Source organism: Flavobacterium sp., from assembly GCF_043722275.1.
Classification (GTDB): domain Bacteria; phylum Bacteroidota; class Bacteroidia; order Flavobacteriales; family Flavobacteriaceae; genus Flavobacterium.
This window is the reverse complement of the sequence record NZ_JAYSPC010000150.1, coordinates 16,131-30,414: the sequence shown is the minus strand read 5'-3', so window position 1 is coordinate 30,414 and position 14,284 is coordinate 16,131. Positions and strand designations below refer to the sequence as shown.

The window sequence follows — 14,284 nt, the reverse complement described above, 5'->3', positions numbered from 1 at the left end:
AATATTCATCAAATGAAGGATGTTTTATCCATCGCTGAAATAATCTGTTTGGACTGCCGTCAATACTGTCCAGTTTTTTATAAGCAACACAGTTTCCCACCATTTAAACTGCATTTTCCTAAATCGTTGTCTGTCGTTTCCTGCAACAGTATCAAGAGATTTATTATTACCTACATAAAATGACCATTCATAGTTAGGATTTATAAAAATGTTGTTTTCCATCGGCAAACCCATTCCAGGTCTGTTTGCGACATACGGAACTATAGTTTTAAGTGCAGGATGCATTTTTTTGCAAGCCGCCCATTGTGTAAAGCCATTATAGCTTCCGCCATACATTCCTACGCTTCCGTTACACCATTTTTGTTTACTGATCCAATCAATTACATCATAAGCATCATTCCCGTCACTTTCATAAGGAAATATTTCACTTGGGCTAAAACGCTTGCCTCTCGTATAAGCTATAACTCCAATATAACCATTGTCTACTGCTTCTTTTAAAGATTTAAGATCTCTTACTTTATCTCTAACATAAATAGTGTATTGAAGTATAACAGGTTTTGGCGATGAGATTCCTTTTTTTTGCACCACAATTGCTGATATAAATGCACCATCACGTGTTTTAATCATAACACTATCCTGAATAGTATATGCGCTTTTTAAATCTTCTGATTTTGTTGTACTTACCTGCTGTGAAAATGCATTTAATACTATTAAAATAAGAAATACAAAATGTAAAGTTGGTTTCATGGATCGTTTTATTTAGATTGTTCCTTCTTTATTAAATGCATTACTGTTTTTGAATTTAACCGATTGGCGGTTTGAAACTTCTAATATTTCTCCGGATTTTAACTTTACCTCAAGCCTGCCGGCAATTGTCTTGTTTACTTCCCGGATATAATTTATATTTATAATTTCGGTTCTGTTTATTCTGAAAAAAATATTTTTATCCAGCATTTCTTCCCACTGACGAAGAGAACGTCTTTGAAGTGCTTTTTTGTCCTGAAAAAAAAGTCTGGTATAATTTTCTAATGACTCAATTAAGTAAACATCATTTAATTGAATAAAGAATCGCTTTTCTCCGTCCTTAATAAAAATTTTTCGGTCTCTTGCTTCGGCATTATTTAGAGAAGATTTCGGTTTTAGAGTGGTTCTTATTTTTTCAATAGCTTTTTCAAAACGTTCCTCTCTTATTGGTTTCATTAAATAATCCAGCGCATTTACTTCAAATGCCTGTACCGCATATTGATCGTACGCTGTAATAAATAGTACCGAGGGGACATTGTCTAAAGATTCCAGTAAATCAAAACCAGATTTCTCAGGCATTTGAATATCTAAAAAGATTAAATCTGGCATTTTCGTTTCAATCAAATTCTTAGCATCATCAGCGTTTCCAGCTTCACCAATAAGTTCAAAATCATCATACGTTTTTAATGCTCTTTTTAATTCTTCCCGCGATAAACGCTCATCATCAACTATTATAACTTTTATTTTTTTCATTTTGATGGTATTAAAATAGTTGCCAAAACAGTTTCATCTTCCATTTCCTTAATGTCAAAAAAGGCATTTCCGTTATATTGTAGCAGCAATCTTTCTTTCAGGTTATTTAATCCAATACCTGAAGTTTTAATTTCCTGACTTATATTTCCCGAATTTTTAACACTGATTTTTATAAAATTGTTTTCTTCATCAACTTTTATCATAATAAACCCACCCATTTTTCTTTTCTCAATTCCGTGTTTAATTGCATTTTCAACCAACGTTTGAATACTTAAAGGCAAAATTGAGTACTTCGATAAATCTATGCTTGTTTCAATTTTTATTTGCAAACGCTCTTCAAATCGTATTTTTTCTAATTCCAGATAATCCTTGACAAGATTAATTTCGTCATTTATGGATACTAATCTCATAATGTTATTATTTAAGGAATTCCTTAATAACTCAGATAAAAGATCAATTGCCCGCCTTGCTGAATCAGGGTTTTCCAATACGAGAAATTTTATGTTATTGAGAGAGTTAAAAAAGAAATGCGGATTAAGCTGCGCACTCAGATTATTTAGTTGTGCCTCCTTTATTATAATCGATAATCTGGCGTTTTCTTTTATAGTTTCTATTTTAAGCCTTGAATAGTGGTAAAGATGATATGCCAATACCCAAATTGACATTAATCTGGTACCGGTAATAAAAACTTGTAATTGTGCTGCTTTAAAAAATGTTATAAAAGAAACAGTTGCATTTTTTAAAACTAGTAAGCGAACCAGATAAAGTTTACTAACAATCAAAAACATATACAATAAGGAAAGGATCAAAATGCTTAATGCAATTTTTGGAACCAGCCTTTTTAGATTTAATTTATTCCATCCTTTTTTTAAAGCAAAGTTTCTATAAATATGCGTCAATGTAATACCAATAAAAATGTCAAGTATTAAATCTGCGATACCTAATTTCCAGATAAAATTTCCAGACAAAAAAGCTGAAAGTCCCCAATATAAAGAAGCAGTAATCCATCCAATAAATTGAATTTTCCAATATGTAGATATTCCTGTAATTATTTTCAAAGTAAAAAAATTTATTTGCTGAGTAAAGGTATTTTTCTAATACAGATTGAACAAATAAAAGTGCATGAACGAAAAATAATTGAGGATGAATGCTAATTATTCTTCCCAAATACTAATTTCTATTCCAATTCGAAAAGTATTTTTAATCACTACCAGAATTTCTAAAATATATAGATATTTCGGTTTGCTTTTCGGTTTCATAAATATGATAAAGCCTAATTTATAAAAGATTAGACTGTTTTTTACTTCATAAATTTACAGGAGGCAAATTAGGATTTACCGCAAAAAAACACAAAACCTTTATTTACAAATACTTAACAATATTTTATTTTTAAGATTTATCTGATTTTATTAATTTTACTTCTAAAACGATATTGTTTTGTAATACTTTTCCTATTGTATTGGTTTTCATGATGATACCCTGATAAATTGTCTTATTTTAATACTTAAAAACTTATTGCAATAAAGTAAAAATAATTGCCAACTTAAATTTACAACCAGCTTAATTGATCGTAAAAAAAACGAAATAATTAAGTTTTAAAAAATCAGTAAAGAAATAAAAAAGTAAAACAATGAGAAATTTAGAAAACACACCGCCAATAATTTTAGACTCAAAAAGTATTGGTCATCCAATTAATTTTAAATGGAATAAAAAGAAAATAAATCAATTTTTAGATCCTTTAGGAAATGAAGAACTTGAAAATGCGCTATTACAAATCAATCATAAAGGCTCAATAGGATTAACAGCAGCTTTGCTTGAGTGGATATACTGGCGACTTAAAGGATATACAAAAACAAATAATGATATTGAAAAAAGAATTGAAGCATTGTGGTGTTCAATTGATAATGTAGAAAACACAAAACCCTTAGTTTTTGATTCTGATCTTGAGATGTCTGCGACCGGTCATATAAATGGACCATTATGGATAGCGCTCATGAATGTAAGAATGATCGATGTAATGTACAGAAAAGGATCATACTTTTTACAAAGTGAACTTACAGGTCTTATATTATTAGCAAGGCATATTACACCAAAAAGAAAAGTTTTTGATAAATGGTTTAACCAAACAATAGTGGAATTAAAAATGCAATATCCTTGCACTTATATTCAATCTAAAATAGATGAAAGTGACGAAGCTGTTTATGATTCGTCAAATGAAGCTTTAATTTGTCGTAATTTTTTCTTTGACCCGGAATTTCAAAATTCTGAAAAGGCATCAGAAAAAGCTATACATGATTTAATAAATAATTTAGATATTGAAGCAAATCAATTTTTGTGTTTTTCAAAAAAAGCATCTTAAATTAATTGATTAATCAACAAAAAACCCGACATAATTCACAAAGTAAATATGTCGGGTTAATTAATATTTTAAAAGTAAATTAAAATGTAAATTTCAAAGGCAAATGCACCACTTTTTTAGTTTCGAAAAATTCGTTATCAAAAATTGTAGACAAATCATATAAAGTTGCTTTTGGAAAATCTTTTAATTCTTCGGTCAAATCGCCACCTTTTAGGTACAAAATCCCGTTTTTTAAAGTGTGTTTATGCTGCTTTTTAATTTTACCTTTAATCCAGGAAACAAAATCCGGCATATTTGTTACAGCGCGACTAACGATAAAATCAAAATCGCCTTTTACATTTTCGGCACGCAATTGTTCCACTTTTACGTTCTTTAATTCTAATGCATCAACAACACCATGAACTACTTTTATTTTTTTTGCAATTATATCAATCAAATAAAAACGTGTTTCCGGAAAAAGAATCGCTAAAGGGATTCCGGGAAATCCTCCACCGGTTCCAACATCAAGAACAGTTGTTCCAGGTTCGAACTTCATGATTTTTGCAATTCCTAACGAATGTAAAACGTGTTTTGTATATAATGCATCAATATCTTTTCTTGAAATAACATTGATTTTTTCATTCCAATCGTGGTATAAAAAGTCTAATTTTTGAAATTGTACGATTTGAATATCGGTCAAATCCGGAAAATATTTCAATATCTCATCCATTGCTCTAATTTTTTAACAAAAGTACTACTTTACAGTTGAAATATTTAACTCAATTTTGCAAATTGAAAATTTATAATAATTATCTTTGAAAACTATTTAAATCAATTATGAATAAGACTGCGCCTACTTTTGCCAAGCAAGACAATCTGAAGTTCTTCAGAACTCTTAACTCACGAGTAAACAATTACTTCAAGGAGAATAACATTCAGAAAACAGGAAACTGGAAGCTGCATTTAAAAGCCGTTATTCTTTTCGCTGTTTTCCTGACACCATACTTTTTAATACTAACTCTTAATATGCCATTTTGGGCACAATTGTTACTAAATATTCTTATGGGAATTGGAATGGCCGGAATTGGAATGAACGTGATGCATGACGGAAATCATGGATCTTACTCTTCTAAATCATGGATCAACAAAATTATGGGAGGAAGTATTTATGTTCTTGCCGGAAACGTACACAACTGGCAAGTACAACACAATGTACTTCACCATACATATACTAATATTCACGGACATGATGAAGATCTTGACGCCGGAAGAATTATCCGTTTTACTCAAAATGCCGAATGGCAACGTTTTCATAAATTTCAACACTATTATTCATTTTTCTTATACGGACTATTGACTTTTAATTGGGCTTTAACCACCGATTTTAAGCAAATGAAAAACTACCTGAAAAGAAAACTATCTTATGGAACACCTCAAAGTCCTGCCAAATTATGGACTGTTTTGGTTATTACAAAAATAATCTACGTTTTAATCTGGATGGTTTTACCAATGGTTCTTGGCGTAACATGGTGGAAAGTTGTAGTTGGATTTTTTGTAATGCATTATGTAGCCGGATTAATTTTAAGTATTGTTTTTCAATTAGCGCACGTAGTGGAGGAAACTTCAAACCCGGTTCCTAATGAAGATGGAGAAATGGAAAACACCTGGGCAATTCACCAATTGTATACAACAGCTAATTTTGCTCCAAAAAACAAAGTAATCAACTGGTTTACCGGAGGATTAAATCACCAGATCGAGCACCATATTTTTCCACATATCAGTCACGTTCATTACGGAAAAATTGCCGAAATTGTAAAACAAACAGCAATCGAATGCAATTTACCTTATCATGAATTCAGAACCATGAGAGGAGCTGTTATCGCACATTACAAGCATTTGAAAGATCTTGGAATGAAACCAGAACTAGCATAAAAAACCCTATTAATAATTAACCTTCCTTAATAAAGTTGAAATTTAAGGACATTCAAAAATTTTATAATGAATAATATTCTTTCAGACAGAATCAACAACTTAGCAACATCACAAACCTTAGCAATGGCTGCTTTAGCACGTGAGTTAAAAGCACAAGGAAAAGACATTATCAGTTTAAGTTTAGGTGAACCGGATTTTAATACTCCTGACTTCATCAAAGAAGCGGTTAAAAAAGCAGTCGACGAAAATTACAGTACTTATTCTCCAGTTGAAGGTTATTTAGAATTGAGAGAAGCAATTTGCAAAAAATTCAAAAGAGATAATAATTTAGATTATAAACCAACTCAAATTGTAGTTTCTACAGGAGCAAAACAATCATTATACAACATTGCACAAGTAATGTTAAATGATGGTGATGAGGTTATTTTACCTGCACCATATTGGGTTTCTTACTTTGAAATTGTAAAACTTTCAGGTGGAGTTCCAGTTGAAGTTCCAACATCTGTAGATACTGATTTCAAAATTACACCAGAACAATTAGAAGCTGCCATCACACCAAAAACAAAAATGATGTGGTTCAGTTCTCCTTGTAATCCATCTGGATCTGTTTACAGCAGAGAAGAGTTAACAGCTCTTGCAAAAGTTTTAGAAAAATACCCTAATATATACGTAGTTGCTGATGAGATTTATGAGCACATCAATTTCTCAGGGACTTTTTGCAGCATTGGTTCAATTCCTGGAATGTTAGAAAGAACAATTACCGTAAACGGAGTTGCAAAAGCATTTGCAATGACAGGATACAGAATTGGTTACATTGGAGCACCGGAATTCATCGCAAAAGCGTGTACAAAAATTCAGGGACAAGTAACTTCAGGAGCAAATTCTGTGGCACAACGCGCTACAATTACTGCTGTAGAAGCAGACCCAAGCGTATTAAACCACATGGTTCAGGCTTTCCATGCTCGTAGAGATTTAGTAGTTGGATTATTAAAAGAAATCCCTGGAGTAAAAATCAACGTTCCGGAAGGTGCATTTTACGTTTTCCCAGACGTTTCTTCTTTCTTCGGAAAAACCTTAAGAGGAACCGAAATTAAAGATGCAAACGATTTATCAATGTATCTTTTAGGCGAAGCTAACGTAGCAACCGTAACCGGAGACGCTTTTGGAAATCCAAATTGTATTCGTTTTTCTTACGCCACAAGCGACGATATATTAAAAGAGGCTTTAAAAAGAATCAAAGAAGCTTTAGCATAACAACATAAATAATTTTATTAAACAGCTTAAGGTTTAAAGTTTCATCACTTTATGCTTTAAGCTGTTTTTTTATAAGGTTATTTTGGGCGTGTCCCTCCGGGCAATGTCATTAAGTTAAGCTTTTAAAAAATAAAATCATTGCAAATCAAATCTGTTTTTATCCGCGTTTTTACGAAGTAAATCTGTTTTATCCGCGTCAAAATTAGACACTGATTTTACTGATTCGCTAAAGCGAAAACGCTGATAAAAACGGGTTTTTCTAATTACTTTCTTGATTAAACTGTTAAGTAATTTTATAGATTCCCCCTTAACTTAATAACATTGCGCTTCGGGACATCAATATGTTTTGTTCCTTTGGAACGCTTTTAAAAATTCCGGAGGAATGATTTATTTTGTAGAAACGGATTTTAATCCGTTACCACCAAATTCACAAACTAGTCTATTATATCGATAGGATAAAAAAAGATTCGGTTTTTATATTGAAATTCAAATTATCTCTTTAAATTTGCCGCAGCAATGAAAAACGATAACCAGAATACAATTCATTATAGCGGCACGTGTTGTGCGACTATGCGAGGGTATGAACTGGCTTATATATAAAATAAAAGTATTTATTTCTAAAGCCTTTCATGATATTTGAAAGGCTTTTTGATTTTAAATTTTAGAATTTCGGCTTGATAAATTTATGTCTGTGATATATCAGACTTAACTTGAATTAGAAAAATGATTGAATTAAAAAACGTCACCAAGAATTTTCATCAGAAAAACCGAATTGTTTCGGCTTTATCAGATGTTTCGCTTAAAGTTCCGCCTGGAAAAATCTTTGGTGTAATTGGAACTTCGGGAGCCGGAAAAAGCACATTAATTCGATGTGTGAATTTATTGGAAAGACCAACTTCGGGAGAAATTATCGTAGACGGAAAATCGCTGATCCAATTATCAAACGCACAATTAGCGATTGAAAGAAGACAAATAGGAATGATTTTTCAGCATTTTAATTTGCTTTCATCACGTACGGTTTTCGAGAATGTCGCCTTTCCGTTAGAATTAGTTGGCGCTTCAAAAGCTGATATTCAGACCCGTGTTGCAGAATTATTGCAATTAGTAGGTTTATCCGAAAAAGCAAACGATTATCCTGCGAGCCTTTCCGGAGGTCAAAAACAAAGAGTTGCAATTGCAAGAACATTGGCAAATAACCCGAAAGTACTTTTGTGCGATGAGGCAACAAGTGCGCTTGATCCTGCAACGACAAGATCGATTTTAAATTTATTGAAAGATATTAATCGTCGTTTAAACATCACGATTTTGTTGATTACGCACCAAATGGAAGTTGTGAAATCAATTTGCGATGAGGTTGCCGTAATCAGTCACGGAAAACTGATCGAGCAGGGAAGTGTAGGAGAAATTTTTGCAGATCCGAAACATGAATTAACCAAAGAATTTATTGCTTCGTCATTACATCTTGACATTCCAAGAGTATATCAGGAACGATTACAAAAAGAAGACGGAGAAGGTTTAAGCCCGTTATTAAGACTGGAAATGACAGGAAAATCAGTAAATGAACCCGTAATTTCAGAAGTTTCACGATTATTTGATACAAATTTCAAGATTGTCAGCGCACAAATGGATCAGGCTGGAGATGTAAATTTTGGCGTTATGTTGATCGAACTATCCGGAAAACGTGAAAATTACGAAGCTGCAATTCAATATTTTATTTCTAAACATATTAAAACAGAAATTATAGGTTATGTCTGATTCAATTATTACCTTATTATTAAATGGTACGTGGGAAACTATTGTAATGACATTTGTGTCGGGATTTTTTGGTTTCGTATTAGGACTTCCAACAGGAGTTTTACTTTTTCTTACCCGAAAAAATCAAATCTTAGAACAACCCGTTTTAAACCGAATTTTATCGGTTTTAGTGAATATTTTTCGCTCAATTCCGTTCATTATATTAATTGTCTGGATGATTCCTTTTACGCGTGCTTTGGTAGGAACTTCCATTGGCGTAAGCGCTGCCTTAGTTCCGTTAAGTATTGGCGCAGCACCGTTTATCGCCAGACTTGTTGAAAATAGTCTTTTGGGTTTACCTTCAGGATTAATCGAGGCCGCAAGAGCTTTAGGCGCAACACCTTTACAAATCGTGTATAAAGTATTACTTCCGGAAGCTTTGCCATCATTAATAAACGCCGCATCAATCACATTAATTACCCTTGTGGGATATTCTGCAATGGGTGGAGCTGTTGGTGCCGGCGGTTTAGGACAAGTGGGTTATCAATATGGATATATTGGTTATGATGCAGTCACGATGAATTCGGTATTAGCATTATTAGTGATTTTGGTATTTATTATTCAGTTTGTTGGAGACTTTTTATCAAAACGATTTGACCACAGATAAATAAATGCTTTGAGATTTTACAGCAAAGATTTTACCGCAAAGTGCGCAAAGTTTTTTTACTATGCTAAGTTTGTTAAAAACGCAAAGTTCGCAAAGCTTTGGTTTAAGCTTTGCGAACTTAAATTGTGTTAACACACTTAAATCTTAGTGAACTTTGCGAAAAACCTTTGCGCGCTTTGCGGTAAAAAAAAGCACATTATAGATAAATTTAATTAAAAATTAAAAAATAGCTTGAGATTTTACCGCAAAGCGCGCAAAGTTTTTTTACTCTGCGAAGTTTGTTAAAAACGCAAAGTTCACAAAGCTTTGTATATATTTTGAGATTTAATTACAAAGCTTTGCAAACTTAAATTGTGTTTACACATTTAAATCTTAGTAAACTTTGCGAAAAACCTTTGCGAACTTTGCGGTAAAAAAACACATTACATATAAATTAAAAATTAAAATACGAGATGAATACTAAACTAAATTTTTTGAAAATAGCTGGAATTATTGCTTTGGCATTATCACTGGCAAATTGCGCGAAAAGCAAAAATAATGATCCACATTATATTAAAGTTGGCGTTGCAACCGGACCGGAATATAAAGTTGCTGAAGCAGCTAAAAAAGTAGCAAAAGAAAAATACGGACTTGAAGTTGAGTTGATTTCTTTCAACGATTACGTAATTCCTAACGAAGCTTTAAGTCAGGGAGATATTGATGCAAATGCTTTTCAGCACAAACCATATCTTGACGAACAATCGAAACAACGCGGCTATAAATTAGCAATCATTGGTAAAACATTTATTTACCCAATTGCTGCATATTCGAAAAAAATCAAAAACCTTTCGGAATTAAAAAACGAAAGCACGATTATTATTCCAAATGATCCAACAAACTGTGGACGGTCATTATTGCTTTTACAGAAAAACGGATTATTAACACTTCGTCCAAATGTGGGTTTATTGCCTAAAGTAACAGATATTGTAAGCAATCCTAAAAACTTGAAAATATTAGAATTAGAAGCGCCACAATTACCAAGAGCTCTTGATGATGAAAAGGTTTCTATTGCAATAATAAACAATACTTTTGCTTCTCAGGCAGGATTAGTTCCTTCGCGTGATGCATTATTTGTTGAGGATAAGGATTCACCTTATGTAAACTTAGTCGTAAGTCGTGAAGACAATAAAAACGAAGAAAAAGTAAAACAGTTTTTGCAAGCTTTTCAATCGGCAGAAGTAGAAGCAGCAGCTCTTAAAGAATTTAAAGGCGGCGCTGTAAAAGGCTGGTAAAAAAATATTGTATCACTTTGATGCAAACAAAAAGCGCTAAATCTTAGTAGATTCAGCGCTTTTTTTATTTTGGTTTTAAACCGAATTATTACTAGTTTTTAATCTTTTTCTTTCCTTCGATATTCGGTAAAAAAGTAGTCAGAATTCCTATCAAAGGTAAAAAAGCACAAACCTTAAATACATATTCGATGCTTGTTGTATCTGCTAGTTTTCCTAAAACTGCCGAACCTAATCCGCCCATTCCAAACGCTAACCCAAAGAAAAGTCCCGCAATCAATCCCACTTTTCCCGGAACAAGTTCAGTCGCATAAACTAAAATTGCAGAGAAAGCCGATGATATAATTAAACCAATTAATACAGATAAAATTCCGGTCCAGAAAAGTGAAGCATAAGGCAATAACAACGTAAAAGGAGCAACGCCCAAAATAGAAATCCAGATAATATATTTTCGACCAAAACGATCTCCTAAAGCTCCGCCAAACAATGTTCCGGCAGCAACAGCACCCATAAAAGCAAAAAGATAAATTTGAGATTCCTGTACAGACAATTGAAATTTATCAATTAAATAAAAAGTATAATAACTTGTCATACTTGCCATGTAAAAATATTTTGAAAATATTAATACCAACAAAATACCCAATGAAAAAATCACTTTTTGTCTTGAAAGCGAATGATGAATTTCCTCCGTAACCGCCGATTTATTTTTAGCTTTTAATGCTAAATGTTCCTGATACCATTTTGCAATTCCTGAAAGAATCACAATTCCTAAAACCGCTGCAATACAAAACCAGATAATGTTAAATTGCCCGTAAGGAACCACAATAATTGCTGCAAGCAAAGGACCAATCGCACTTCCGGCATTTCCGCCCAGTTGAAAAATAGACTGAGCTAAACCTCTTTTTCCTCCAGATGCCATATGCGCAACCCTGGAAGCTTCAGGATGAAATATAGATGAACCAATACCAATTAAACTTACGGCAAGTAAAATATTAGTAAAACTCGAAGCCACAGCAACCGCCGCCAAACCTAACATTGTAAAAACCATTGCAATAGATAACGAATAAGGACGTGGTTTTCTATCTGTATAAAAACCTATAAAAGGCTGAAGGATCGATGCTGTAAGTTGATAAGTCAGCGTAATTAATCCAATTTCAGTAAACGATAAATGAAATTTGGTTTTTATAATAGGATAAACGGCAGGAATTACAGCCTGTAACAAGTCATTTATAAAATGCGTAAAGCTGATGGTGAATAAAATTGAAAAAACGGTTTGCTGCGCTAATTGTTTAGCATCAATTGTGGTATTTGTTACACTTGAATTTGTCTTCATAACTTAAATCAGATCATCTGATGAATTTTGGTAAAAATTATTAATTAATATGTCCTATTATTTTGGCTACAGTATTCCACGCTTTTTTAGCATCTTTGGCAATAATATTTTCTAAAAGCTGTTCGTGAATAGTATAAGTATTTTTAAATATTTGAGTATCAGGATAAAGTTCCAAAAAACCTTTTTTAAGATGTATTGCAACAGATTTATACAAATCAGCCAGAATTTCATTTTTAGAAGCTTGGGCAATCGCAATATGAAATTGAACATCAGCCTCAATACATTCTTCCAGCAAACCATCATTCGCCGCTTTTAATCGGTTGGCTAAATGCTGTTTCATTGCCATTATATCATCCTTAGTTCTATTTAGAGCCGCTTTTTCGGCAATTTTGAGTTCTAATAATTGTCGTACTTCATCAATATCCTGAACTTTTGCCCGCATCAATTTGTCATTCATGGGTTCACGCGTACTGTTGATTTCCTGTACAAATGTTCCAAGACCTTGCTTAATTTTGAGTAATCCGGAATTTGACAATAATTTCATCGCTTCCCTAATCGAAGATCGGCCTACGCCAAAACTCTTCATAAGCTCTGTTTCAATCGGTAATTTCTCATTGATTTTATAATAACCCTCAGATATTTGCTCCTGTAATTTTGAAGCAACTTCTTCAGCCAAAGATTTTTTATTGATTAGTGTTTTCATTTGTCATATCATCTGATGATTACAAAAATAGAAAAAGATCTTCGTTACCAAAAAGCTTTTTATACATATTTTTCAAGGAAAAGGCATGTATTCAATACAATTCAAATTAAATCGTTGTCTATCTGTATTTTGCGTTTCCTAACTTTGCACTTTTTTGGCAAAAAATTACATTAAAATCGTATAACTTTTCTCATAAATTATATAACACAATTTTCATTTTATTTTAAGATTTTTGCTTTGTTCGAAATTAGAAATGACTACAAATCTTAACTATTTTTAATATAAAATCCCAAAACTATGAAAAATATTAACCCAATTGCTATCGTTTCGAGTGTCTTAATAACATTATTTAGCTGCTCAAATGACGATAAAGTCGATGTAAATCCAGGTACAACTACAAATCCTGTAGAAACTGAATCTCCTAATACAGCTTACAAACCTGCATTTGAGGGACAAACGAGAATTAGCGGTGTTCAAACCAATACACAATATCAAGGAGTTGTTCTTGCAACAACATTAACAAGTCCGTGGGGAATAAAAAGTTTACCTGACGGAAGATTATTAATCACAGAAAAAACAGGAACAATGCGTATCGCTACCACAACGGGAGTTTTAAGCGCGCCAATTACCGGAATTCCTGCCGTAAACTCTGCTGGTCAGGGAGGTTTATTAGGTTTGACTATTGATCCTGATTTTGCCACAAACCGTATGATTTACTGGGTTTTTGCCGAAGCTACAACAGGCGGAAATAATACCGCTGTAGCGAAAGGAAAACTTTCAGCTGACGAAAAAACGATAGAAGGTGCAACCATAATTTACAGAGCAAAACCTGCAAATCCAAGCACGCTTCACTATGGCGGACGTATACTTTTTGATAAATCCGGTTTCCTTGTAGTAAGTACCGGAGAGCGCTCTGTGCTAGAAACAAGACCATTAGCACAATCTGTTTCATCAGGTTTGGGTAAAGTCGTTAGAATTACAAAAGAGGGTCAGCCTGCAACCGGAAATCCAACTTTTACAGGAGCGGGAGCTTTGCCTGAGTTATATACTATTGGACACAGAAATCCGCAAGGTTTAGCACTTAATCCCGTTACAAACGAAATTTGGTTGTCTGAGCACGGACCACGTGGAGGTGACGAAATCAACCGCTTAAAAGCAGGTTCTAATTACGGATGGCCAACAATTACTTACGGAATTGAATATAGCGGAGAAAAAGTGGGAACAGGAATTACACAACAAGATGGTCTGGAACAACCGGTTTATTATTGGGACCCGGTGGTTTCGCCAAGTGGTATGACTTTCTATACAGGAAATCGTGTTCCGGAATGGCAAAACAACCTTTTCATTGGTTCATTAAGCGCAACGCATCTTATTCGTCTTGCTATAAAAGACAATAAAGTAATTGGTGAAGAAAGACTTCTTGCTTCAGAAGGTCAACGTTTTAGAGATGTAACTCAAGGAACTGACGGAGCTTTATACGCTGTTACAGATGGTGGAAGACTTTATAAAATCGACAAGAAATAAGAAATCAATCTTAAACATATATTCCTTAACAGAA

General features: G+C 33.1%; 13 protein-coding genes. 7 read left to right on the top strand and 6 right to left on the bottom strand.

All coding sequences use genetic code 11. The annotated features are described in order from the left end of the window. Positions 1-24: 24 nt before the first annotated feature. The 3 genes from ACHZDT_RS17975 to ACHZDT_RS17965 are packed head-to-tail and all read right to left on the bottom strand — an operon-like array spanning position 25 to position 2,555. Positions 25-747, bottom strand: a complete 723-nt coding sequence (locus ACHZDT_RS17975) for a CocE/NonD family hydrolase (protein ID WP_394776049.1) — start codon at positions 745-747, stop codon at positions 25-27. Positions 748-759: 12 nt separating this feature from the next. Next, a complete protein-coding gene (locus ACHZDT_RS17970) occupies positions 760-1,497 on the bottom strand; it encodes a LytR/AlgR family response regulator transcription factor (protein ID WP_394776047.1) in 738 nt (245 codons plus the stop codon). Further along, on the bottom strand, positions 1,494-2,555 hold the full coding sequence (locus ACHZDT_RS17965; RefSeq protein WP_394776046.1) for a sensor histidine kinase: 1,062 nt from the start codon (positions 2,553-2,555) through the stop codon (positions 1,494-1,496). Before ACHZDT_RS17965 ends, ACHZDT_RS17970 begins: the two co-directional genes overlap by 4 nt. A 572-nt stretch (positions 2,556-3,127) precedes the next feature. On the opposite strand from ACHZDT_RS17965, the gene ACHZDT_RS17960 reads away from it, so the two are divergent. Further along, a complete protein-coding gene (locus tag ACHZDT_RS17960) occupies positions 3,128-3,856 on the top strand; it encodes a hypothetical protein (protein ID WP_394776045.1) in 729 nt (242 codons plus the stop codon). Positions 3,857-3,935: 79 nt separating this feature from the next. Here ACHZDT_RS17960 and rsmG read toward each other — a convergent pair whose 3' ends face one another. After that, positions 3,936-4,565, bottom strand: a complete 630-nt coding sequence (gene rsmG / locus ACHZDT_RS17955) for a 16S rRNA (guanine(527)-N(7))-methyltransferase RsmG (RefSeq protein ID WP_394776043.1) — start codon at positions 4,563-4,565, stop codon at positions 3,936-3,938. A gap of 107 nt (positions 4,566-4,672) precedes the next feature. On the opposite strand from rsmG, the gene ACHZDT_RS17950 reads away from it, so the two are divergent. The 5 genes from ACHZDT_RS17950 to metQ all read left to right on the top strand — a co-directional run bounded on the left by ACHZDT_RS17950 (position 4,673) and on the right by metQ (position 10,693). Continuing rightward, positions 4,673-5,767 (top strand): fatty acid desaturase family protein, encoded by a 1,095-nt coding sequence (locus ACHZDT_RS17950; protein ID WP_394776042.1) that lies wholly within the window; start codon positions 4,673-4,675, stop codon positions 5,765-5,767. A gap of 66 nt (positions 5,768-5,833) precedes the next feature. Next, a complete protein-coding gene (locus tag ACHZDT_RS17945) occupies positions 5,834-7,021 on the top strand; it encodes a pyridoxal phosphate-dependent aminotransferase (protein WP_394776041.1) in 1,188 nt (395 codons plus the stop codon). 723 nt (positions 7,022-7,744) lie between these two features. Then, the gene (gene metN, locus ACHZDT_RS17940) at positions 7,745-8,776 is read left to right on the top strand and encodes a methionine ABC transporter ATP-binding protein MetN (RefSeq protein ID WP_394776040.1); all 1,032 of its coding nucleotides are present in this window, start codon (positions 7,745-7,747) and stop codon (positions 8,774-8,776) included. Further along, the gene (locus ACHZDT_RS17935; RefSeq protein ID WP_394776039.1) at positions 8,769-9,422 is read left to right on the top strand and encodes a methionine ABC transporter permease MetI; all 654 of its coding nucleotides are present in this window, start codon (positions 8,769-8,771) and stop codon (positions 9,420-9,422) included. Before metN ends, ACHZDT_RS17935 begins: the two co-directional genes overlap by 8 nt. A 452-nt stretch (positions 9,423-9,874) precedes the next feature. Continuing rightward, positions 9,875-10,693: a methionine ABC transporter substrate-binding lipoprotein MetQ gene (metQ, locus tag ACHZDT_RS17930; protein ID WP_394776037.1), complete on the top strand. Its 819-nt coding sequence runs from the start codon at positions 9,875-9,877 to the stop codon at positions 10,691-10,693. Between the two features lie 91 nt (positions 10,694-10,784). On the opposite strand, the gene ACHZDT_RS17925 is transcribed toward metQ, so the two are convergent. Further along, a complete protein-coding gene (locus ACHZDT_RS17925; RefSeq protein WP_394776036.1) occupies positions 10,785-12,023 on the bottom strand; it encodes an MFS transporter in 1,239 nt (412 codons plus the stop codon). A 40-nt stretch (positions 12,024-12,063) separates the two neighbouring features. After that, entirely contained in the window at positions 12,064-12,726 is a 663-nt protein-coding gene (locus ACHZDT_RS17920) for a FadR/GntR family transcriptional regulator (RefSeq protein ID WP_394776035.1), read from the bottom strand. Between the two features lie 297 nt (positions 12,727-13,023). On the opposite strand from ACHZDT_RS17920, the gene ACHZDT_RS17915 reads away from it, so the two are divergent. Further along, positions 13,024-14,250, top strand: a complete 1,227-nt coding sequence (locus tag ACHZDT_RS17915) for a PQQ-dependent sugar dehydrogenase (RefSeq protein WP_394776033.1) — start codon at positions 13,024-13,026, stop codon at positions 14,248-14,250. The last annotated feature ends 34 nt before the right edge of the window (positions 14,251-14,284 follow it).

What these genes read in the sequence shown, in the direction of transcription:
- ACHZDT_RS17950 (WP_394776042.1), top strand. Translation starts at nt 4,673, where the DNA reads ATGAATAAGACTGCGCCTACTTTTGCCAAGCAAGACAATCTGAAGTTC.
- ACHZDT_RS17975 (WP_394776049.1), bottom strand. Translation starts at nt 747, where the DNA reads ATGAAACCAACTTTACATTTTGTATTTCTTATTTTAATAGTATTAAAT.
- ACHZDT_RS17960 (WP_394776045.1), top strand. Translation starts at nt 3,128, where the DNA reads ATGAGAAATTTAGAAAACACACCGCCAATAATTTTAGACTCAAAAAGT.
- metN (WP_394776040.1), top strand. Translation starts at nt 7,745, where the DNA reads ATGATTGAATTAAAAAACGTCACCAAGAATTTTCATCAGAAAAACCGA.
- ACHZDT_RS17945 (WP_394776041.1), top strand. Translation starts at nt 5,834, where the DNA reads ATGAATAATATTCTTTCAGACAGAATCAACAACTTAGCAACATCACAA.
- ACHZDT_RS17935 (WP_394776039.1), top strand. Translation starts at nt 8,769, where the DNA reads ATGTCTGATTCAATTATTACCTTATTATTAAATGGTACGTGGGAAACT.
- rsmG (WP_394776043.1), bottom strand. Translation starts at nt 4,565, where the DNA reads ATGGATGAGATATTGAAATATTTTCCGGATTTGACCGATATTCAAATC.
- ACHZDT_RS17970 (WP_394776047.1), bottom strand. Translation starts at nt 1,497, where the DNA reads ATGAAAAAAATAAAAGTTATAATAGTTGATGATGAGCGTTTATCGCGG.
- metQ (WP_394776037.1), top strand. Translation starts at nt 9,875, where the DNA reads ATGAATACTAAACTAAATTTTTTGAAAATAGCTGGAATTATTGCTTTG.
- ACHZDT_RS17915 (WP_394776033.1), top strand. Translation starts at nt 13,024, where the DNA reads ATGAAAAATATTAACCCAATTGCTATCGTTTCGAGTGTCTTAATAACA.
- ACHZDT_RS17920 (WP_394776035.1), bottom strand. Translation starts at nt 12,726, where the DNA reads ATGAAAACACTAATCAATAAAAAATCTTTGGCTGAAGAAGTTGCTTCA.
- ACHZDT_RS17925 (WP_394776036.1), bottom strand. Translation starts at nt 12,023, where the DNA reads ATGAAGACAAATTCAAGTGTAACAAATACCACAATTGATGCTAAACAA.